The organism is Shewanella waksmanii, from assembly GCF_043643685.1.
In the GTDB taxonomy this organism is placed as follows: domain Bacteria; phylum Pseudomonadota; class Gammaproteobacteria; order Enterobacterales; family Shewanellaceae; genus Shewanella; species Shewanella waksmanii_A.
The window spans coordinates 29,692-50,924 of the sequence record NZ_JBHZSN010000007.1 but is presented as its reverse complement, the minus strand read 5'-3'; the positions used below and the strand labels follow the sequence as shown (position 1 = coordinate 50,924).

Here is a 21,233-nt window from a genome sequence, read left to right as displayed (position 1 = left end):
CATCATTCTGGGATCAACTTCAACTTGCTTATAACGAATGTTGCCTACAATGGAATTAGATTAAGCGACAACCCAAAGGAATTGACGCATGCAAGATAGATTTATTCACTGCATCGCTGCGCTACCCACATCGCTACGCGACGCTATTTTGCCGATTTTGAATCAAGACTTTGCTGGCCATATCGATGCCCAGCAAATTGCCGATTTATGCCAAACCACCGGAATGACAGAAAAGGCGCTGCTAATAGGTTTATTACCCATAGCGGCGGCATTAGCTAAACCGCCAATCAGTGACTTCCATGTTGGCGCCATTGCCAAAGGTAAAAGTGGCGATATCTATATGGGGGCTAACCTGGAATTATCTGGGGAAGCACTTTGTCACTCGGTTCATGCTGAACAAAGCGCGATTAGTCATGCTTGGTTAAGTGGCGAGCAAAAAATCGTTGATATCATCGTCAATGCCTCACCATGCGGACACTGCCGACAATTTATCAATGAATTAGTCGATGGCCAGCAAGTCAACATCCATCTACCAGAGCAAACCACTCAGTCCTTGAGTCATTATCTACCCTATGCTTTTGGTCCCGCTGATCTGAATATTACTGAAGCGTTATTGACTAAACAGCAGCATGGCTTAGATTTTGACAGCGCAGACCCAATGATTATTGAGGCACTTGACCATGCAAGCCTCAGTTATGCGCCTTATACTCACAGTTATGCTGCTGTTGTATTAGAAACTCAAGATGGCCACACCTACTGTGGACGATATGCTGAAAATGCGGCGTTTAATCCCTCAATGATGCCAATGCAAATGGCACTGTCAACATTGATTCGCCACAATCGCGATCTTAGCGAAATCAAACGAGCCGTATTGATTGAATCTAGCCTTGGCAAAATCTCATTAGTGGGTGCCAGTATGGATGCTTTACACGCTTGTGCGCCAGTCGAGTTAGAGCATATTGTTGTTGAAGCTTCTGATTGACCTTTAGCGCGTCAGATTAACAATAAACAAAGAGGTTGCCATGCAACCTCTTTGTTTCATCCATCAACTCGCCCTAACAATTAATTGCGGCGATATTTTTCTAATCTCGCAAGCAAGCTTGATGTGTCGTATCGGTTACCACCAATCCCTTGTACTTCCGAGTAAAATTGATCAACCAATGCGGTCAAAGGCAAGTGAGAGCCATTACGCCTCGCTTCTTCTAAAGCAATCCCGAGATCTTTACGCATCCAATCAACCGCAAAGCCTAAATTATATTCGCCTTGCCACATCGTTTGGTAACGGTTTTCCATCTGCCACGACTGCGCAGCACCTTTGCTGATAACCTCAACAACTTTCTCACCGTCAAGCCCAGCGCTGCGGGCAAAATGCAGACCTTCAGAAAGCCCTTGAACCACGCCTGCAATACAGATTTGATTGACCATCTTCGTTAGCTGACCCGCACCTACCTCACCCAACCTTTCTGCACATTTTGCATAAGCAGGCAAAATTGTTTGCGCCGCGCTAAAAGCCTTTTCACTGCCGCCAATCATTACTGTTAATACGCCATTTTCAGCGCCAGCTTGACCCCCTGACACAGGTGCATCGATAAAATTGACTTTTGCACTACTCGCTATCGTCGCCAGCTCCCTTGCAACATCAGCTGATGCCGTGGTGTGATCAACCATTAAACTACCTGGCTGCATGCCGGCCAAGGCACCGTCTTCGCCAAGTACTACCGACCGTAAGTCATCATCATTACCAACGCAAATACAAACGAAATCTTGGCCACGAGCAGCCTCTTTAGGCGTCTTAAAAGCTTTGCCACCAAACTCTTCACTCCAAGCCTGTGCTTTACTGAAAGTGCGATTGTAAACCGATACTTCATGCCCATGCTTAACCAGATGCCCAGCCATCGGGTAACCCATTACACCCAATCCTAGAAATGCGACCTTTGCCATTGATATTCCTTACGTCTGAATAGATTCTTTCAATAATGTTGCCGATGAATTTAGCACACTCTTGAAGGGCAAAACAGCACAGTTAATCATGGCCAAATATGATGAGGCTATGATTAATACCAATCGGCATAAAGATGTGATCGCTCAGCGAGAGTTTAGCGCTTCTGAGACAAGGTCATTAAATGCTCCTCGGTAACTGCTCCTGCGTTACTCTACCTCCTATATCCCTATAGTCGTGCATTAATGACATTCACCACATCTGACCTCCAGGGATGGAGGAAATGTCTTATGACTGTCTGGAACAGTCAAGACCATGTGGCTTGCAACGAATGAAGGGCATAGTGACTCTACGTTCAAGTTCGTTTACACAGTATCAGAAGCGCTAAAACTCGCCCTTTGGGCGCTTTTTTGGCTGCCTACTTCTTTGTTGAATAACTTCCCAATAGCACCACTATTACTTAAGTTATTCATCTCGAACTCGTTTGCCTAAAATAGCTCTGAGTAGATCAATTTCTTATGCCGATTGGTATAAGCACGTTAAACAAAAGTGATTGAGCAATATGAGAAACCACCTACCCGATTATCTGGTGAAAGGTAGGTGGCCAAAGAAAGAGACTAGATGGTCGCTAAGGGAATACTATATGAACACTCAAACAGCGCTGATGCGCTAAAATTACAATTTAAGATGCGCTTCCATTTCCGAACCAATGCGTTTACGCATCTCCATCAAGCGGATAGCCGACTCTCTTAGCTCTTTATCGGCTTCGGTTACCGGAACCCACTCTGGCACTTCTGTGGGTTGCCCAGAATCATCTACGGCTACCATGATAACAATACAATGAGTAGTAAGGTGACGCTCAGGATTTTTTGGATCGCCCGCTTTTACATCAATACCTAAGTGCATGGAAGAACGACCGGTGTAGATCACTTTGGCACTGACTTCTACGATATTGCCTACGTGGATAGGTTTAACAAATCGAATTCCGCCAGCATAAGCAGTAATACAATATTTACCACTCCAGGCCGCAGAACATGCATATGCAGCCAAATCGATCCACTTCATCACGGCGCCGCCATGGACTTTACCGCCAAAGTTCACATCGGCGGGTTCTGCTAAAAATCGTAAGGTTATTTCTCTATCTTTGCCAGCCATTGCCGTCACTCAATTATAAATTATACTCTCAGTGTACTGCATTAGCTGGCTTTTCTATAACAATAACGCGGTCTTTATCTGAAGTTATCCTAAAAATGCGACCACGGCACAACCAACGGCCATCACTGGCAATGCCAAGCGATATAACCAGACCTGCATATCATCGCTTAAGAAGCGCCCAAGTTTGAAAGCGGTATACACACCTAGCCCGGCAAGAAACAACATGATCACTTCAATACCTGCAATGGTATTATTGTCGCCACCGGTATAAATTGCAGTAACTAGCAACATAAACCAAACCGATGCAAATGCTGCACTGGCCGATGCAAAGGTTTTCATGCCAATGCTACGTTTTATCTGACTTTCACCTCTAACAAGTTCATTTAGATTTGCTGCAATAGCGCCAACAAATGGCATGATAGGAATGACCAACGGGTTTAACATTTCTCGCTCCAATATCACAATGATTCCAGCTAGAGTATCTACTTTAAATTGGAATTCGCATAATAATATTTGCCTCTATTAACAAAAGATCATCTAAGCTTAATTGAAACTTAACAAGGCGAGCTTCAGCCATAAAAAAAGCGCCAAATGGCGCTTTTTTCAATGTTGATAATTTAGTCGGCTTTCTTAAACAATAGCGAGCCGTTTGTCCCACCAAACCCGAACGAGTTACACAACGCATAGTCAAACTGATGTGCCCGTGCAGTGTGAGGAACAAAGTCCAAATCACAACCTTCATCGGGGTTATCTAAATTTAATGTTGGTGGCACCATCTGATCTTTAAGCGCAAGCAGGGTAATAATCGCTTCAACCGACCCCGCCGCACCAAGCAAATGCCCTGTCATTGACTTAGTTGAGCTCACAAGTAAATCATAAGCATGCTTATCAAAAACAGATTTAACCGCTGCAGCCTCTGCCTTATCGCCAGCTGGTGTCGAGGTGCCATGGGCATTAATATAGCCCACGCGTGTTTTATCAATCCCAGCATCATTAATCGCATTTTCCATTGCAGCTGCAGCGCCGCTGCCATCTGCTGGAGGCGAAGTCATATGGAAAGCATCACCACTCATACCAAAACCAACAAGTTCACCGTAAATGGTGGCACCACGCGCCTTAGCGTGTTCATACTCTTCCATGACCATGACACCGGCACCATCACCAATCACAAAACCGTCACGGTCTTTATCCCATGGGCGGCTCGCTTTTGTTGGGTCATCATTACGGGTTGATAATGCTTTAGCTGAGCCGAAACCACCTACCCCTAGCGGACAAGTCACATCTTCAGCGCCGCCGGCAATCATAACGTCCGCATCGCCATACGCAATGGTACGTGCTGCAAAACCAATATTGTGTACACCAGTAGTACAAGCGGTTGTGACAGCGAAGTTCGGGCCCGTCATGCCATACTTGATTGATAAGTGACCTGCGATCATATTGATAATGGTACTTGGCACAAAGAAAGGTGATATTTTGCGTGGGCCACTTTTCATTAACGCGGTATGATTTTGCTCAATCAACCACATTCCGCCCATTCCAGCACCAACCGCCGTACCCACACGAGCAGGATCTTCTTTGCTCATGTCCAGGCCAGCATCTTCAATCGCTTGAATACCCGCAGCCATGCCATATTGAATGAATAGATCCATTTTACGGGCGTCTTTTTTCGACAAATACTGCTCTACGTCAAAGTCTTTGACCGAGCCACTAAAACGCGTAGTAAATTCACTGGCATCAAATTTAGTAATTGGGGCAATACCACTCTGGCCAGCAAGAAGTGCTTTCCATGAGCTTTCAACGGTATTGCCTACAGGAGTCACTAATCCAAGTCCTGTTACGACGACACGACGTTTTGACACGCTTCCACCTTATCTGTACTTGATTAACACTGCTAATGCTAAAGACCGTTTTCATTAGCTTTGAGGCTAATGAATGCCTTTTCACATTAGTCGACACTTTTCTAAATTTCAAACAAAAACAGGCGGCATAATAGCCGCCTGTTTTCTAGAATTCAGAATTACTGATTCTTTGAAACGTAATCGATCGCTGCTTGAACAGTAGTGATCTTTTCTGCTTCTTCATCAGGAATCTCGGTATCAAACTCTTCTTCTAGAGCCATAACCAATTCAACGGTGTCCAGAGAATCTGCACCCAAATCGTCTACGAAAGATGCCGCTGGCTTAACGTCTTCTTCGCTAACGCCTAGTTGCTCTACAATGATTTTCTTTACACGTTCTTCGATGTTGCTCATTAGTTTTCTTTCCTATTCAAATTACGCACTTGCGTAAGATTGCGAGTAGTTTATTCAATTTAACTCACAATGCAAGCTTAAGTTTTGTGGTCTAACCACGAACCTTAGGTTTACATTGCCATAAAAACGACTCAATTCAAGTAGTTACCTACCAGATACCCTAAACCATGTACATTCCGCCATTTACATGCAGAGTTTCCCCTGTGATGTAAGCAGCTGAATCCGAGGCTAAAAATAGTACAGCGTTAGCAATCTCTTGCGCCTGACCCAATCTCTCCATCGGAACTTGAGACATAATAACCTGTTGCTGCTCTTCAGTCAGCTCATCTGTCATGTCTGTCTGAATAAATCCAGGAGCAATAGCATTCACTGTTATTTGACGAGATGCAACCTCCTTTGCAAGAGATTTTGTAAATCCTATCAATCCAGCTTTAGCCGCACAGTAGTTAGACTGCCCTGGATTGCCCATGGAGCCTACCACAGAGCCAATATTAATGATCCGACCATTACGTTTTTTCATCATCGGACGCATGACCTGCTTAGACGTACGATACAAAGAAGTGAGGTTAGTATCAATGATATCTGTCCATTCATCTTCTTTCATGCGCATCAACAAGTTATCACGTGTAATACCAGCATTGTTTACTAGGATATCAACATCGCCAGCTTTTTCTTTGATCGAGGCAAATAATTGTGAGATAGAATCACTATCAGTAACATTTAGCACCATACCGTGACCTTTATCACCCAAGTAAGTTTGGATTGACTCTGCGCCACGCTCACTGGTTGCAGTACCGACCACAACAGCGCCAGCTGAAACCAAAGTTTCAGCGACTGCACGGCCAATACCGCGGCTCGCGCCTGTCACTAGTGCAACTTTTCCGGTGAGATCTAACTTGACACTCATAATGGCTCCTTTATTCCGCCAACGCAGCCACACTGGCTACGTCATTAACCGCTTTGCCTTTAAGCGATCTATCAATTCGTTTACTTAGCCCAGTCAAAACTTTGCCTGGACCCACTTCAAAAATATTAACGACACCTTGACCTGCCATCGTTGTGATAGTTTCCGACCATCTAACAGGACAATACAGTTGGCGAACCAATGCATCTTTAATCGCATCGACATCTTGGTTGCTTGCGACATCAACGTTATTGATAATTTCTATCGCTGGTGTTTTAAACTCAATCTCTGCCAATGCAACCGCTAACTTATCCGCAGCAGGTTTCATCAACGCACAATGAGAAGGCACACTGACCGGCAGCGCTACAGCCATTTTTGCACCCGCGGCTTTACACGCATCAGCTGCACGTTCAACCGCCGCTTTCTCACCAGCAATGACCACTTGGCCAGGGCTGTTAAAGTTTACAGGGTTGACCACTTCACCTTGCGCTGATTCGGTGCAAGCGGTTGCGATCGCATCGTTATCTAATCCAATAATGGCGTACATCGCCCCGGTACCTGCTGGAACGGCTTGTTGCATCAATTGGCCACGCAATTCAACTAGCTTAACCGCATCAACAAAATCAATCACACCACCACATACAAGCGCAGAATACTCGCCAAGACTGTGGCCTGCCAATACGTCAGGTTTTGCAACACCCGCTTGTTCTAACGCACGCCAAATAGCAACGCTCGCCGTCAGCAAAGCCGGTTGTGTTTTATCAGTTTCGTTCAAACGCTCAACGGGACCTTCTTGAACTAAGGCCCAAAGATCGTAGCCAAGTGCTTCACTTGCCTGAGCAAACGTTTGTGCAACGATGTCATGCTGCTCAGCTAAATCAGCTAGCATGCCTAACGCTTGCGAGCCTTGCCCTGGAAATACATATGCAACTTTTTCCATTACAATACCTTTCTACTTTTTTCGTATTTTTGTTTTAAACAAGTCTAAAAGCGAACTAATGCGCTTCCCCACGCGAAGCCAGCACCAAACGCTTCGAGTAACAATAACTGTCCCCGTTTAATTCGACCATCTCGTACAGCCTCATCCAGTGCAATTGGCACTGAAGCCGCCGAGGTATTACCGTGCTTGGCTAATGTTAATACAACCTTATCTAAGCTCATGTCCAGCTTTTTGGCTGTCGCTTTAATAATACGGAAATTAGCTTGATGCGGCACTAACCAATCGATTTCTGATTTATCGATTTCATTAATGCGTAGTGTTTCTGTTACTACATGGGAGAGTTGCGTCACCGCCACTTTAAACACATCGTTGCCTTTCATCGTCATGTAACCCACGGCTTCTGATGACTCACCGGCCCGAGGCGGGAATGAACATTTCAGCAGGTCACCCTGACTACCGTCAGCATAGATATGCGTTGAAATAATACCAGGTTCGTTGCTGGCACCTACCACTGCAGCACCTGCGCCGTCACCAAATAAAATAATGGTAGAACGATCTTCAGGCTCGCATAAACGGGATAAGACATCTGCGCCAATAACCAGCACTTTTTTAGCGGCGCCAGTTTTGACAAATTGGTCTGCAACACTTAAGGCATAAACAAATCCAGAGCAGGCAGCGGCAATATCAAAAGCTGGAATCGTTTTTACACCGAGCATCGCCTGAATTTCACATGCCGCCGCAGGAAATGCGTTGCTAGCACTCGTCGTGCCACACACAATCATATCCAAATCTTCAGCATTTAGCCCCGCCATATCGAGTGCGTTTAACGCTGCCTGATAGCCCATTGTGGCCACGGTTTCATTTTCAGCGGCAATACGGCGCTCTGAAATACCTGTTCTTTCAACAATCCACTGGTCGCTGGTTTCGACCATTTGTTCTAAATCTTGATTGCTACGCACTTGCGCTGGCAAATAACTGCCAGTACCGAGAATTTTTGTATGCATAAGGAAATATCAGTTATTAATGTCTAAAAGAATCGACTCAAGACGCTGTTCAATCATCTGTGGGAGCCGACGTTGCGCTTCGGTCACTGCTAAACTAATTGCTTGTAAATAAGCAGCTTCATCGGCGCTTCCATGACTTTTTACTACAATTCCGCGCAATCCTATCAAACTTGCGCCATTATAGTGGTCGGGGTTCATCTGATTTAAAACACTATTTATACGCGGTGCAATCAGTTTAGCCATAAGGCGTACAAAAAAACCTTGAGTTAGACCCTGTTTTAATTGATGCACCAGCAGTTTAGCAATCCCCTCTGAGGTTTTTAAGGTAATATTACCGACAAAACCATCACACACGATGACATCAACTTTACCTGAGTAGATGTCATCGCCTTCAATAAAACCCTGATAATTAATTTGCGGAGTCAATTGCAGTAACTGTCCAGCTTGCTGGACCTGGTCGTTACCTTTGATCTCTTCAATACCGACATTTAACAAGGCAACTTTAGGTTGCTCGTTATTGTCTACCGCTTCACTTAACACTGAGCCCATTACCGCAAACTGAAATAAGGTCTCACTGCAGCAAGAAACATTCGCACCTAAGTCAAGCAAGTAAACCGGTTTACCATTCACCGAGGGCAAACAGCTGACCAATGCTGGTCGATCGATACCTGATAAGGTTTTTAGCAACACTTTTGATATCGCCATCAAAGCGCCAGTATTGCCTGCGCTGACACAAGCTTGCGCTCGACCGTCCCGCACAAGTTCAATGGCAAGACGCATTGAGCTTTGCTTACGATTACGTAAAGCATGCACAGGCCTGTCTGACATCGATACGACTTCAGTAGTATGAATAAGTACGATTCGCTGGCGAATATCGTCTTCAGCACCATCTAGCAATGGGCTGATTTGGTCTTGGTGACCGACAAGAATAACTTTTAAGAAAGGATATAAGCGAAGTGCCTGCAAGGTTGCAGGCACTGTGATGTGAGGGCCATGATCGCCCCCCATCGCATCTAACGCAAGCGTCAGATCAGTCATAAAGAAATCAACAATTTACTTGTTGATAACCTTTTGACCACGGTAGTAACCGTCCGCAGTCACGTTGTGACGACGGTGTAGTTCACCACTCGTTGCATCCACAGAAAGTTGAGCTGTGCTCAATGCATCATGTGAACGGCGCATTCCGCGCTTTGAACGAGATTTTTTATTCTGTTGTACAGCCATTTGACCTGTCTCCTAGATTACTTGCTCTTCAGTTTTTCTAACACTGCAAACGGATTTGGACGCTCCTCTTGAGCGGGTTCAATCTCGCCTACTACTACATCTTGATCGCCTTTGCTGCAGTTTTCATCTGCATGCATTGGAATCAAAGGCATAGCGACTATCAATTCATCTTCAATCAATTGATGCAGACGAACTTCACCTATCTCATTGCACTCAATAGGGTCATACGCATCCGGGAGCTCATCGATTTCTGCCTCAGTCCCACATGGGCTAAAACAAAAGTCGACCGTAACCTCCGTGGTAAATAGCGTCATGCAACGTTGACAATTCAGAGTGAGCTCCGTCACAGCCTTCCCTTTCAGGTAGACTATCCCCTGTATATCTACGCCACATTCAAGCGACACTGCCACATCGGAACAGTCGCCGGCACATAACTCATTTAATCGTTTCAGCTGCGTACCAGGGATTAAGCCTTCATAAGAAGCCTTACTCGCTGCCGCGCGTGTTGGATCAATTGAAACCGGTATCTTTACTGTTTGCATAAGGCGCGCATATTATAGTTTGAATTACTCAGAGTCAAAGGAAAATTTAACCCGTTCAAAGATCGAGTTAACGATTCCGTTAAAACTAACCCTGACTTCAAAAATTAGTCGGAGCGAAATTTTACCCAAGGCCTTCAAGATACTCAAGCCCCAAAGCCGCTAATTGAATACGATTCGGTTAAAATTTCGCTATAAAAAGCACAGATACTCAGCAGTTGTTACATCCAAGTCGCCGCGGCTGAATAATTGATTGTAGTTAATGGCTGATTTTTGTCATCAAAGACGCTGCACAAAATCACTTTTCATGTCAGTATCTGTTTTTTAATTATAAACAAATACCCTAGGCTCAATTTATGGCTACCCCCATTATTCTTGCTTCTACCTCGCCTTTTCGAAAAGCCTTACTTGAAAAACTGCACATCAGTTTTGATACTTTTTCACCTAATATCGATGAGCAACCCCTTGACGGTGAAAGTGCCAAACAATTAGTGATGCGCTTAGCATGTGAAAAAGCAAAAGCCGCAGTAGGCCATTATAAGGAGGGGCTGGTGATCGGCTCCGATCAAGTTGCGGTCATCGACGATCACATTATTGGTAAACCCCATACGGTCGAAAACGCCTGTCAGCAACTCAAAGCCGCCTCGGGAAAACAGTTCACCTTTTATACCGGGCTTGCAGTGTACAACATTCAAAGCCAGCAGCTGCAAAGCATCGTCGAACCGTTTAAGGTCCACTTTAAACACCTCACTGATGAGCAAATTGCCGCTTATGTCGAAAAAGAGCAACCTTTATATTGTGCTGGCAGCTTTAAAAGCGAAGGCTTAGGTATTGCTTTGTTTGAACGTTTAGAAGGAAAGGACCCCAATACACTAATCGGTTTACCATTGATCAGCTTAATATCACTGTTGGCTAAAGAAGGGGTCGATATTCTTACCCTATAAGCCAAGAAGATTTTCGGTACGCAAATCCTGACTATGGTCTAAGATTAAGCTAACTATAATCGTTGTGTATCTATTATGAGATTGACCGTCTAGTAGTAATACACTAATAAGTTGTAGGTTGTTAAATAACAGGGTTATGACCGATACCGAAGAAGCACTGGCTCTACTTGCCGCACCTTGTACCGATGAGCGTTTTTTTCAGCGCGCATTAAAAGCCCTTGCGCTGGTGACTCAGTGTCGTTGGGCCGCTTTCGGTCGCCTGTCTAAAACGCCGGGAAAGGCGGAGGTCATAGCCTTTTGTGATTTAAAACAAACCATCCCAGGGTTTGAATTTGATCTTAAAGGCTCTCCATGTGAAGCGATATATAAGCTGCGTTATCCCAATACGCACATACTATATAGCAGCAATCTTCAGCAACACTTCCCTGATTTTCAACTGATAAAAGATCTAGGGATCCAAAGCTACCAAGCTGAACTGATACTTGGCGACCATGGAGAGCCTGTCGGCCATATTATGGTGATGGACTCGTTACCTCAAACACCTTCAGCAAAATCGAATGAATTCTTCAGATTACTGGCACAGCGTATTGGCGTTGAATACAAAAGACTATTGGTTAGCAAACAGCTGAACATGCATCAGCAGATTATCGCTACCACCCAACATATGATGTCATTTGTTAGTGCTGACTTTCGCTATCAGATTATTTCTCAAGGCTACGAGACACTATTTGATTTGCCACGAGAACAGATCATAGGGCGTCATGTGGCCGACATCCATGGAAAGGAGATTTTTGAGCAGAGACTTAAACCGCTTTTAGAAAAAAGCCTAAGCGGTGAAGCTTTGCAAACACAGACGGTCATTCAGCCACCTAAGTATGACAGCCCAATTTATTTAAATGTGCTACACACGCCATTTCAAGATGAGCTAGGTAATATTACCGGGGTTATCGTCTCAGCCCATAATATTACTGAGCTAAATCAGCTGCAGCAGCGCACTGAATACCTTGCCTATCACGATAACTTAACCGGCTTACCCAATAGACTATCATTATTTAACCACCTATCGCATTTGTTGCCTTTAAACTGTGAGTCCCGAAAAGTCGCTGTGATATACATGGATCTTGATGAGTTTAAATTGGTCAATGACCTGCATGGTCACCATACCGGTGATGAGGTACTTAATCAGGTAGGCAGCATTTTATCGAAGCATCGCCAGCAGCAAGACTTTGCAGCTCGAATTGGCGGCGATGAATTTGTCATCATCAAACACTTTGATGATACCGATAACCCCGAACAGCAATTGCAACAGCATTTGGCCGAGTTGATGACCACTATGCGTCAGTTAACCATATCAGGCGATCAGTTTTCGGTTAATGCCAGTTGGGGAACCCATTGGGTGAGTCATGATGAGCAAGACGTTTCTGCACTACTTAGTAGCGCAGATAGTCAAATGTATCGAAATAAAAAAGCTAAACTCATGTAACACAAGTTATTGGGTAACAACTTATTGATTGACAATAACTTCGAATAACTGCTGTGGCCTATCAACAATAGCAATGGGTGAGCTACTCGCTAATTTATCGCGGCTGTGAGCACCATAACTCACGCCGATGCCATCGACACCTGCGCGCTTAGCCATATTCATATCATGAATTGAGTCACCAATCATTACCGCGCGGTGCGCTGGCACATCTAGCTGGGCTAATAGCTGCTGCAACATCTCAGGGTGAGGTTTACTTTTTGCTTCATCAGCGCAGCGACTAGCAACAAAATGATGCCCTAGTCCTGTCGCAGACAAAACCCTATCTAAGCCCGCTCTAGCTTTGCCTGTCGCCACAGCCAATTGATGTTCACGAGCTTTTAAATCAATCAGCAGTTGCTCTGCCCCGCTAAATAGCGGGCTAGGCGTTTGGTTAAGGGTAAGATATTGTTCACGGTAAACATCAACCATTCTATCGCGAATCGTTTCATCAGCATCAGGGAATAAAACGCTAAGCGCTTTATTCATCGACAACCCAATAATGTCCCTCACCGCTTGCTCCGATGGCACATCAATACTGAGCTGGCGAGATGTCTGCTGCATGCACACCACAATTTTGCTCACCGAGTCCATTAAAGTGCCATCCCAATCGAAAATGACTAAATCATACTGCTTCATTGTTTGACCAACTGATTCAAAAGATTAACTAATGGTTCATCCATTGGCGCTTTAACTTGCAAGATCTCTTCAGTGACTGGGTGCATGAACCGCAATTGCGCGGCATGCAAAAACAATCTGTTCAACCCCAGCGCGCGCATGCTGTCATCAAACTTTTGCTCGCTATACTTTTCATCACAAGCAATCGGGTGCCCTGCATGTTGACAATGTACACGAATTTGATGGGTGCGACCGGTGACAGGGCTAGCTTGTACCAATGTGACACCACGATAGCGCTGCTGGATTTTAAAGCGCGTTTCGGACGCTTTGCCTTCAGCATTGACCCTGACAATACGCTCGCCTGACTTTAATGTCAGTTTGAGCAAAGGTGCATTGATGACCTTAACGTGTTTTTGCCATTCGCCCCGCACTAAAGCCATGTAATCTTTTTGCATCTTTTTATAGCGTAACTGGTCGTGCAGATGTTTAAGAGCACTGCGCTTTTTGGCGATTAACAGCACCCCAGAGGTTTCTTTATCAAGCCGGTGTACTAACTCTAAAAACTTCTGTTGTGGCCGCAAAGAGCGCATCGCCTCAATCACACCGAAATCCACACCACTGCCACCGTGAACAGCGATACCTGAAGGCTTATTAAGCACAATAATCGCTTTATCTTCGAATAAAATGCGTGCTTCTAATTGAGCGACCTTGGTCAATTTGGCATTCGGCCCGGCTTTATCTTCGCTTTTTGACACCCTAACAGGCGGGATTCGAACCACATCACCATCTTGCAGTTTATATTCAGGCTTAATGCGCTTTTTGTTTACCCTGACTTCACCTTTTCGTATGATGCGATAGATCATACTTTTAGGGACACCTTTAAGTTTTGTGAGCAAAAAATTGTCAATGCGCTGTTCAACATGGTCTTCATCAATGGTGACCATTTGCACTTTTAAGTTAGATTGTTCGGTATTCATGCTAAGCCTTGCGTTTTTCTAGACGCGCATTGTACATCAACATGAACTTTTATGCCTTTCCATTTGCTGAATTTATAGATTATTGCTATATTTCCACGGCAGTTGGGGATAATGAGTGAATAAAGTGTTCACAAGCCCGCAACTCAAAGGTGAAAAATCGGGGACTAAAAGTCTTTTTATTAAGTAGCAAATGATTGATTTGCAGACCATTATTTATATATAAAACCGAAAAGACGAGTTTTAATGGTTAAACTAAATAAAAATCCACATAAAGTGTGGTTTCTCCGCCCAAGCCTCCCAAAATTCGAAGATTAATTTTAACTAGTCGTCAGACAATCACTTTCGTTTTTTGGCATTACTGGAACGTACAATAGAATTTATGGGGTTGGTTGACGTTTTACAACGAATTCCTTGTTTTTATAAACATTAAAAATTAAGCCATAAATAGGATGCGACACGCAGCGATTGCGTCTAACTTTTGCAGCGCACCTTTGCCTAGAGCCCTGCCGTGAGGCGGAGTATATGCTCTTGGGCCCGTAATGCACCGAAAACTTGTCTGGTGACCCTCATTTAAGAAGAATGACGTCATCATGAAACGGATGTTAATTAATGCAACTCAGTCTGAAGAGTTGCGCGTTGCCCTAGTGGATGGGCAACAACTTTATGACCTAGACATTGAAAGTCCAGGCCATGAGCAGAAAAAAGCCAATATTTACAAAGGTAAAATTACCCGCGTAGAACCCTCTCTAGAAGCCGCATTTGTTGACTATGGCGCCGAAAGACATGGTTTTTTACCCCTAAAAGAAATTGCTCGCGAATACTTCCCTAAAGGTTACTCTTTCCAAGGCCGCCCTAGCATCAAAGAAGTGGTGAAAGAAGGCCAAGAAGTGATTATCCAAATCGATAAGGAAGAGCGTGGCAATAAAGGCGCAGCGTTAACCACCTTTATTAGTTTGGCTGGTTCATATTTGGTACTAATGCCAAATAACCCTCGCGCGGGTGGTATTTCTCGTCGCATTGAAGGTGATGAAAGAACCGAGCTAAAAGCTGCCATTGCACAGCTTGATGTGCCACAAGGCATGGGCTTGATTGTGAGAACTGCAGGTGTTGGTAAAGACGCTGCAGAATTAAAATGGGATTTGAAAGTACTACAGCACCACTGGGCAGCCATTAAAGAAGCTGCTGATAGTCGCCCTGCTCCTTTCCTCATTCACCAAGAAAGTAACGTTATTGTTCGCGCTATTCGTGATTATTTACGTCGCGATGTCGGTGAAGTTTTAATCGACCACCCACGCATTTTTGAGCAAGCAAAACAACACGTTTCTTTGGTTCGTCCGGACTTTGTTGAACGCATTAAGCGTTACGAAGCCGAAGTACCATTATTTACTCACTTCCAAATTGAAACGCAAATCGAATCAGCGTTCCAACGTGAAGTGCGCCTACCTTCAGGTGGTTCAATCGTCATTGATCCAACCGAAGCGTTAACCTCTATCGATATCAATTCTGCCCGCGCAACTAAAGGTGGCGATATTGAAGAAACAGCCCTTAACACTAACCTAGAAGCTGCTGATGAAATTGCCCGTCAGCTACGCCTAAGAGATTTAGGTGGCTTAGTGGTGATCGACTTTATCGACATGACGCCTGTAAGGCATCAGCGTGAAGTTGAAAACCGCATGCGCGACGCTGTTCACCACGACAGAGCACGCGTTCAGTTAGGTCGAATTTCTCGCTTTGGATTGATGGAGATGTCACGTCAACGTCTTCGTCCTTCACTTGAAGAGTCAGCGGCGCATCTATGCCCACGCTGTCATGGTCAAGGCACAATCCGTGGCACTGAGTCGTTAGCATTATCGATTCTTCGCCTTATGGAAGAAGAAGCAATTAAAGAAAACACATCTCAAATCGAAGCCATTGTTCCGGTTGATGTCGCTGCATTCTTGCTTAACGAAAAGCGTAAAGCTATCCGTATTACTGAGCAACGCCATGATGTGGAAGTTTACGTCATTCCAGATCCAAACATGACTACGCCAGATTACCGTGTTGTACGTCATCGTAAAGATGATGAAATCAGCGAGTCGAGCTATAAGCTGTTAGACCAGCCAGAAGCGAAACTATACGAGCCTCGTAAACTTGAGCGTGCAGCTGCGCCAGAGCCAGCATTAAAAGGCTTCTCAGCTCCTAAGCAAACTGCGCCAGCCAAACCCGCAGCTAAACCAGCAGCGAAAAAAGACGATGAACCTGGTCTCATTGCTAAGCTATTTGCAGCGATCGGTTCACTGTTTGGTGGCAGCGAAGAGAAGAAAGAGGAAGAGAAAAAGCCTCAATCTCGTCGCAACAACCAGAATCGAAACCGTCGAAATAATCGTAATAACCGTCGTAATGAGCGTCGAGATAACGATAGAAAAGACGGTGAAGATAAGCACAACCGTAAACAAGCGGATGAGCAAGAGAATCGCCAAAACAAGGACAAGAAAGACAACAAGCGTCCAAAGCGTAATGACAACCGCAATAAAAACCGCAATGAAGCGGCTGATAATGCGCAAGAAGTGTCACCAAAGCAGGAAGCCGCTAGAGAACGTCGCCAACGCCGTAATATGCGTAGAAAAGTGCGTATCGAAAACGAGCAAAATGCAGCAGCGAATGAAACCGCTGATAACGCTGTGGCAACGGAAGTAAAAGCGAAAGCTGACAAGCCCAAAGCAACGCCACAACCCGATGCAACCGCAACAGAAAAAGCGCCGCGTCCAAAACGTCAACCGCGTAAGAGTAAGCCCAAGCAGCAAGCTGTTGAGCAAGCTCCTGTCGCGACTGATGTAGAAACCAATGTAGAAACTGCTGTTGCAAATGTAGAGTCTATTACTGCCGCAGAACAAGTTAATACGACTGTCGCTGCTAGCGCTGAAACTGCTCAGCCAAGTAACGAGACAAAAGCCGAGGCTAAGGTTAACGACAGTGTCTCTGTAGAAGAAAGTGTTGAAAGCACCTCAGCTAACGACAAAAAAGAGCCGCGTGAAGGTCAACGCCGTAGTCGCCGCAGTCCTAGACACCTAAGAGCTGCAGGTCAACGTCGCCGCAGAGATGAAGAAGTCGATAATACCGATGCACCAGCAGCTTTTGTGCCCAATGAAGTCGAACTAGAGCAGCAAAACTTGGACGCAACAGAGCAAGCTCCAGCTGAAAATAATGCGCAAGAGACTGTCAGCGAAGCCAGCACTGCACCGGCCAAAGAGGTCACTGCTGATGTTGAAGCAGCAGTAGATGTTACAGCTGATGTTGAAGTGGTAGCTAAAAACGCTGAGCCAGTTGTTGAGCAGCAAACCGCTGCACAGACTACGCCAGTCGTTGAAGCGGTTGTTGAAGATAAGTCAGAGACTGAAGATTCAGAGGTTCAGCAGCAACCTAAGCAACAAGCTGCCGTGAGCGAAGAAAAACCTAAGCGTGCTGCACGCACGTCGAGTAAAGCTAGCGCTGCAGCATCATCAACAGCAGCAGCCACTAAACCTGCTAAAGTCGATGTAGTCCCAGTAGAGGAAGCACCTGTTGAGGTCAAAGTGGAGGTTGACGCTCCAACTGAAGCGCAAACAACACAAGATGCTGAGCCTGCAAACACGGTAGCTGAGCAACCAACAGCAAACACTGATGAGCAGGCAAACACGGCACCTGCTGCTAAGCAAGCCTCTGCACCGATGGCAAAACCACAAATTGATATGCCAACGCCAGCAGAAACCCCAGCAGAAGCCGCTGCCGCCACACCAGTTTTAACTGAAGAAGTTGCAGTTGCGACGGCAGCACCTAAGGTAGCGAGCCGATTCGGCTCAATGGTTAGCTCGACAACCACTAAACCATCGGTGGGCGTGCCTGAAAATGTTGCAACCCCAACGGGCCGCCAATATGCTGCGCAAGCAGCAAGCGCTACGACAAATAGTGGTTTAGTTTCCGGTGCTGATTCAGCTAACTCAGAAACGACCAAAGCATAACGTTTAGTTAACTAGCGTTACTAAAAGCCATGCAATATTGCATGGCTTTTTTATTTTCTTGTAGGCAAAATTTTGGTAGTATTCGCGGCCGCACTTTAATCTATCAACAAATTTATAACAGAGGCAAAATGTTCGATCTCATTCGTCACAAAACCGCCAGTAGTAAAGCTGATGTGCTATCCGGCTTAACTGTTGCATTAGCACTAGTCCCCGAAGCGGTTGCATTTGCATTCGTTGCTGGTGTCGAGCCAATGGTTGGCCTCTATGCTGCATTTATTATGGGACTTGTGACCGCGCTTATTGGTGGCAGACCGGGCATGATTTCTGGTGCTACAGGTGCGATGGCGGTCGTCATGGTAGCCTTAGTTGCAGAACACGGCGTGCAGTACTTATTTGCCGCGGTTGTGTTAGCGGGTTTAATTCAAGTCAGTTTTGGTCTGCTCAAATTAGGTAAGTTCATTCGAATCGTGCCCTACCCAGTAATGATAGGCTTTGTGAATGGCTTGGCTATTGTCATTTTTCTTGCACAGCTAGGCCAGTTTAAAGCCCCAGATGCAAATGGCGTCTTAACCTGGTTACCACAGCAGCAGTTACTCTTAATGCTGGGTCTAGTTGCGCTAACTATGGCAATTATTCAGTTTTTGCCTAAGCTAACCAGCGCCATTCCCTCGTCTTTAGCCGCGATCCTTACCGTTACCTCACTGGTGGTTTTTTTAGAGCTAGACACACGAACTGTTTTGGATTTTCTAAAATCAATGAGTGGCGATCCAAATGCCACAATTGCAGGCTCTTTACCTAGTTTCGCAATTCCATCGGTCGAATATAATTTAGAAACCTTATATATCATTTTGCCTTATTCAATGATTTTGGCGGCAGTCGGTTTGATTGAGTCGCTGCTTACACTAACGGTTGTCGATGAAATGACAGGTACCCGCGGTAAAGGTAATAAAGAATGTATTGGTCAAGGTGTCGGTAACATTACCAGTGGCTTCTTCGGCGCCATGGGTGGTTGTGCGATGATCGGTCAATCAATGATTAATATCAACTCTGGTGGACGTGGTCGTTTATCGGGTATTACCGCTGCGGTTGCTCTACTGGCGTTCATTTTATTTGGCTCATCACTGATTGAGATGATCCCACTAGCGGCATTAGTTGGTGTGATGTTTATGGTAGTGCTAGGCACCTTTGAATGGGCAAGTTTCAAAGTGATGCGTAAAGTGCCTAAGCACGATGCATTCGTTATCGTGCTTGTGACCGTTGTGACAGTATTTACCGATTTGGCATTTGCCGTATTTGTGGGTGTGATTGTATCTGCATTGGTATTTGCGTGGGAGCATGCCAAACATATCAATGTTGAAATCAGTGAAGATGCCAATGGCTGGAAAATCTACAAACTCAACGGCCCATTGTTCTTTGGTTCTGTTGCGGAGTTTTTAGAGCTGTTCCATGCGAAGACTGACCCAGAAGACGTTATTGTCGACTTCCAAAATTCACGCGTCTGTGACCACTCAGCGCTAGATGCCATCGATACGCTGGCAGAACGTTATGTCAGTGCAGGTAAAAAACTGCACCTACGTCACTTAAGCCATGATTGTAAACAGCTATTGCACAAAGCGGGCGATTTGGTAGAAGTAAACCTGATTGAAGATCCCCACTATAAAATTGCAGACGACAAACTCGATTCATAATCTAAAGGGCTTCACTGATGTGAAGCCCTTTTTTGTTTGCGTCAGATGCTTAAGGTTGGCAAGGACCCATTAGCTCCCATACTCCCCATTCATCATTAACATCTGGCTGCTCACCCCGCGTCCACCATTTTGCTTTGAAAAGCTTACTCTGAAACGAAACCTGATCACCGCCAACATAGACATTGTTTTGTTGCCAAGGTGATACTGAACAAGTGCTTTGTCCATCGCTAACCGTAATACTGACACTGGTACTGCTGGCTAATCCAGCATCATCAGTCGCAGTTGCTGTTACAATGAATGTGCCTGGTTGGCTCAACAAGGTCGTTGCCCGATACGGTGGTTGCTCTATTAAGGCAATCTCAGTATCAGCAAGGTTAATGTTAACCGACACAACTTGACCATCATTATCTGCTGCTTGAGCTTCAATTGTTAAGCTGTCGCCAACAATAAACTGCTGAGCGTTTGTTGGGGTTAACAATGTCACCGTTGGCGCCAAATTACCCGATTTAACATCGAGACGATAACTGCTATTACTGGCATTGCTCCAAACACGATTGAGCGCAATATCATCGCTATAGACAACGCTACCATCAGGCTGTTTTACACCGATTTGCACCTTGTTTGTGATGTTGGCAACTTGCTGTGCAAGCTCACTAGCCCAGAGGTTGTTACTTTGATTAGCCTCAATAACCGCCAGCTTTTCAAATACCGTCTCTTGGCCATTTGCATCAAATACTCTAAACCATACCTCATCACCAACAGTCACTGTGGTGCCGTTGGCAACATATTGACCTAGATCCTGCCACTGAGGTGGTTGGCTGTCATTAACAATCAATACATCACTGCAGTTGTAAAACCCCTCTCCAGCTTCATCGATTCGTTGCCAGCGGGTATAAAGTGTCGCCTCACCACTGCGATCAGTTGGCAAATTGATGGTCATCTTATACACCTTCATGCCATTCATGGTTTCAGCTTGAACATTACCCACTTCGCTCACTAAACTGAGCTTTTCCCATGTTAATGTCTCAGTGGCAGCATCAAAGTTCTCATTTGACAGATAAAACTCCCAATAGCTGGGATTATGGGGAGTATGCGCAGAGAAAATCACTTGCACTTCACCATTTGCCCCTGGCGTTAACTCAGTGCGTTGCCAATGAGCCGACGCTTCATCCATGCCACTTTTACCATTATCACCGCCAGCACAAAGCAGCCCATTAGGCACGGCGGCCTGAACCGCAGCTTGATTTTGGTAGTCAACGACATTGGCAGAAAACTCATGGTTCTGTACAAATTGCTTAGTACCTGATTTTAAGAATGCTTGTCGGCAGGCAAGATTGGGCATTGCACTGCCATCATCTGGCCACCAGTAACCACCATCATCAACACAAAATTGCTGACGTGCTTTAGGTGATTGCATAAAACCATGCGCCTGTGCAAGCGAACTACAGACCAGTTGACCAATAATCACAGCAGTTACCGCTGTCATTATGTGTATATTTTTAAGAAACATTATTCACTCTCCTTGTTGCAACTGTCATAACCGAATTGAACCGT

Annotated in this window: 19 protein-coding genes; 5 read left to right on the top strand and 14 right to left on the bottom strand. The window is 45.2% G+C overall.

What is annotated here, in order from left to right; genetic code table 11:
• Positions 1–88: 88 nt before the first annotated feature.
• On the top strand, positions 89–982 hold the full coding sequence (cdd, locus tag ACHUFW_RS12405; protein ID WP_394203478.1) for a cytidine deaminase: 894 nt from the start codon (positions 89–91) through the stop codon (positions 980–982).
• A gap of 80 nt (positions 983–1,062) precedes the next feature.
• On the opposite strand, the gene ACHUFW_RS12400 is transcribed toward cdd, so the two are convergent.
• The 11 genes from ACHUFW_RS12400 to yceD form a co-directional block, all read right to left on the bottom strand.
• Positions 1,063–1,941, bottom strand: a complete 879-nt coding sequence (locus tag ACHUFW_RS12400) for an NAD(P)-dependent oxidoreductase (RefSeq protein WP_394203476.1) — start codon at positions 1,939–1,941, stop codon at positions 1,063–1,065.
• Positions 1,942–2,614: 673 nt separating this feature from the next.
• On the bottom strand, positions 2,615–3,094 hold the full coding sequence (locus tag ACHUFW_RS12395) for an acyl-CoA thioesterase (protein ID WP_394203474.1): 480 nt from the start codon (positions 3,092–3,094) through the stop codon (positions 2,615–2,617).
• Between the two features lie 84 nt (positions 3,095–3,178).
• Positions 3,179–3,538 (bottom strand): hypothetical protein, encoded by a 360-nt coding sequence (locus tag ACHUFW_RS12390; RefSeq protein ID WP_394203473.1) that lies wholly within the window; start codon positions 3,536–3,538, stop codon positions 3,179–3,181.
• Between the two features lie 173 nt (positions 3,539–3,711).
• Complete coding sequence (gene fabF, locus ACHUFW_RS12385; RefSeq protein ID WP_394203471.1) at positions 3,712–4,953, bottom strand: beta-ketoacyl-ACP synthase II; 1,242 nt, start codon at positions 4,951–4,953, stop codon at positions 3,712–3,714.
• A gap of 158 nt (positions 4,954–5,111) precedes the next feature.
• Positions 5,112–5,345: an acyl carrier protein gene (gene acpP / locus ACHUFW_RS12380; RefSeq protein WP_394203470.1), complete on the bottom strand. Its 234-nt coding sequence runs from the start codon at positions 5,343–5,345 to the stop codon at positions 5,112–5,114.
• A gap of 160 nt (positions 5,346–5,505) precedes the next feature.
• Positions 5,506–6,252, bottom strand: a complete 747-nt coding sequence (gene fabG, locus ACHUFW_RS12375; protein WP_394203468.1) for a 3-oxoacyl-ACP reductase FabG — start codon at positions 6,250–6,252, stop codon at positions 5,506–5,508.
• Positions 6,253–6,262: 10 nt separating this feature from the next.
• Positions 6,263–7,189, bottom strand: a complete 927-nt coding sequence (gene fabD, locus ACHUFW_RS12370; RefSeq protein ID WP_394203466.1) for an ACP S-malonyltransferase — start codon at positions 7,187–7,189, stop codon at positions 6,263–6,265.
• A 44-nt stretch (positions 7,190–7,233) separates the two neighbouring features.
• Positions 7,234–8,193, bottom strand: coding sequence for a beta-ketoacyl-ACP synthase III (locus tag ACHUFW_RS12365; RefSeq protein WP_394203464.1), 960 nt, complete (start codon positions 8,191–8,193; stop codon positions 7,234–7,236).
• Positions 8,194–8,202: 9 nt separating this feature from the next.
• Positions 8,203–9,231 carry a phosphate acyltransferase PlsX gene (plsX, locus tag ACHUFW_RS12360; RefSeq protein ID WP_394203462.1) on the bottom strand — a complete coding sequence of 343 codons (1,029 nt, stop codon included), beginning with the start codon at positions 9,229–9,231 and terminating at the stop codon, positions 8,203–8,205.
• Between the two features lie 15 nt (positions 9,232–9,246).
• A complete protein-coding gene (rpmF, locus tag ACHUFW_RS12355) occupies positions 9,247–9,417 on the bottom strand; it encodes a 50S ribosomal protein L32 (protein WP_011865398.1) in 171 nt (56 codons plus the stop codon).
• Between the two features lie 17 nt (positions 9,418–9,434).
• Positions 9,435–9,959, bottom strand: coding sequence for a 23S rRNA accumulation protein YceD (gene yceD / locus ACHUFW_RS12350; RefSeq protein WP_394203460.1), 525 nt, complete (start codon positions 9,957–9,959; stop codon positions 9,435–9,437).
• A gap of 353 nt (positions 9,960–10,312) precedes the next feature.
• On the opposite strand from yceD, the gene ACHUFW_RS12345 reads away from it, so the two are divergent.
• Complete coding sequence (locus ACHUFW_RS12345; protein WP_394203458.1) at positions 10,313–10,900, top strand: Maf family protein; 588 nt, start codon at positions 10,313–10,315, stop codon at positions 10,898–10,900.
• A gap of 136 nt (positions 10,901–11,036) precedes the next feature.
• Positions 11,037–12,383 carry a sensor domain-containing diguanylate cyclase gene (locus ACHUFW_RS12340; RefSeq protein ID WP_394203456.1) on the top strand — a complete coding sequence of 449 codons (1,347 nt, stop codon included), beginning with the start codon at positions 11,037–11,039 and terminating at the stop codon, positions 12,381–12,383.
• 21 nt (positions 12,384–12,404) lie between these two features.
• On the opposite strand, the gene ACHUFW_RS12335 is transcribed toward ACHUFW_RS12340, so the two are convergent.
• Together ACHUFW_RS12335 and rluC are read right to left on the bottom strand one after the other, a co-directional pair.
• Positions 12,405–13,058, bottom strand: a complete 654-nt coding sequence (locus ACHUFW_RS12335; RefSeq protein WP_394203455.1) for an HAD-IA family hydrolase — start codon at positions 13,056–13,058, stop codon at positions 12,405–12,407.
• Entirely contained in the window at positions 13,055–14,014 is a 960-nt protein-coding gene (gene rluC / locus ACHUFW_RS12330) for a 23S rRNA pseudouridine(955/2504/2580) synthase RluC (protein WP_394203453.1), read from the bottom strand. Before rluC ends, ACHUFW_RS12335 begins: the two co-directional genes overlap by 4 nt.
• 590 nt (positions 14,015–14,604) lie before the next feature.
• Between rluC and rne the strand changes: the two genes are divergently transcribed.
• Both rne and ACHUFW_RS12320 read left to right on the top strand, forming a co-directional pair.
• Complete coding sequence (gene rne, locus ACHUFW_RS12325) at positions 14,605–17,991, top strand: ribonuclease E (protein ID WP_394203452.1); 3,387 nt, start codon at positions 14,605–14,607, stop codon at positions 17,989–17,991.
• Between the two features lie 128 nt (positions 17,992–18,119).
• Complete coding sequence (locus ACHUFW_RS12320) at positions 18,120–19,679, top strand: SulP family inorganic anion transporter (RefSeq protein WP_394203450.1); 1,560 nt, start codon at positions 18,120–18,122, stop codon at positions 19,677–19,679.
• A gap of 49 nt (positions 19,680–19,728) precedes the next feature.
• Here the strand turns inward: ACHUFW_RS12320 and ACHUFW_RS12315 are convergent, their stop codons facing one another.
• A complete protein-coding gene (locus tag ACHUFW_RS12315) occupies positions 19,729–21,189 on the bottom strand; it encodes a lytic polysaccharide monooxygenase (RefSeq protein ID WP_394203448.1) in 1,461 nt (486 codons plus the stop codon).
• Positions 21,190–21,233 lie beyond the last annotated feature (44 nt).

Excerpts from the sequence above, each read along its gene's own strand:
- cdd (WP_394203478.1), top strand. The coding sequence starts at position 89 with ATGCAAGATAGATTTATTCACTGCATCGCTGCGCTACCCACATCGCTA.
- ACHUFW_RS12400 (WP_394203476.1), bottom strand. The coding sequence starts at position 1,941 with ATGGCAAAGGTCGCATTTCTAGGATTGGGTGTAATGGGTTACCCGATG.
- ACHUFW_RS12395 (WP_394203474.1), bottom strand. The coding sequence starts at position 3,094 with ATGGCTGGCAAAGATAGAGAAATAACCTTACGATTTTTAGCAGAACCC.
- ACHUFW_RS12390 (WP_394203473.1), bottom strand. The coding sequence starts at position 3,538 with ATGTTAAACCCGTTGGTCATTCCTATCATGCCATTTGTTGGCGCTATT.
- acpP (WP_394203470.1), bottom strand. The coding sequence starts at position 5,345 with ATGAGCAACATCGAAGAACGTGTAAAGAAAATCATTGTAGAGCAACTA.
- fabG (WP_394203468.1), bottom strand. The coding sequence starts at position 6,252 with ATGAGTGTCAAGTTAGATCTCACCGGAAAAGTTGCACTAGTGACAGGC.
- fabD (WP_394203466.1), bottom strand. The coding sequence starts at position 7,189 with ATGGAAAAAGTTGCATATGTATTTCCAGGGCAAGGCTCGCAAGCGTTA.
- ACHUFW_RS12365 (WP_394203464.1), bottom strand. The coding sequence starts at position 8,193 with ATGCATACAAAAATTCTCGGTACTGGCAGTTATTTGCCAGCGCAAGTG.
- plsX (WP_394203462.1), bottom strand. The coding sequence starts at position 9,231 with ATGACTGATCTGACGCTTGCGTTAGATGCGATGGGGGGCGATCATGGC.
- rpmF (WP_011865398.1), bottom strand. The coding sequence starts at position 9,417 with ATGGCTGTACAACAGAATAAAAAATCTCGTTCAAAGCGCGGAATGCGC.
- yceD (WP_394203460.1), bottom strand. The coding sequence starts at position 9,959 with ATGCAAACAGTAAAGATACCGGTTTCAATTGATCCAACACGCGCGGCA.
- ACHUFW_RS12345 (WP_394203458.1), top strand. The coding sequence starts at position 10,313 with ATGGCTACCCCCATTATTCTTGCTTCTACCTCGCCTTTTCGAAAAGCC.
- ACHUFW_RS12340 (WP_394203456.1), top strand. The coding sequence starts at position 11,037 with ATGACCGATACCGAAGAAGCACTGGCTCTACTTGCCGCACCTTGTACC.
- ACHUFW_RS12335 (WP_394203455.1), bottom strand. The coding sequence starts at position 13,058 with ATGAAGCAGTATGATTTAGTCATTTTCGATTGGGATGGCACTTTAATG.
- rluC (WP_394203453.1), bottom strand. The coding sequence starts at position 14,014 with ATGAATACCGAACAATCTAACTTAAAAGTGCAAATGGTCACCATTGAT.
- rne (WP_394203452.1), top strand. The coding sequence starts at position 14,605 with ATGAAACGGATGTTAATTAATGCAACTCAGTCTGAAGAGTTGCGCGTT.
- ACHUFW_RS12320 (WP_394203450.1), top strand. The coding sequence starts at position 18,120 with ATGTTCGATCTCATTCGTCACAAAACCGCCAGTAGTAAAGCTGATGTG.
- ACHUFW_RS12315 (WP_394203448.1), bottom strand. The coding sequence starts at position 21,189 with ATGTTTCTTAAAAATATACACATAATGACAGCGGTAACTGCTGTGATT.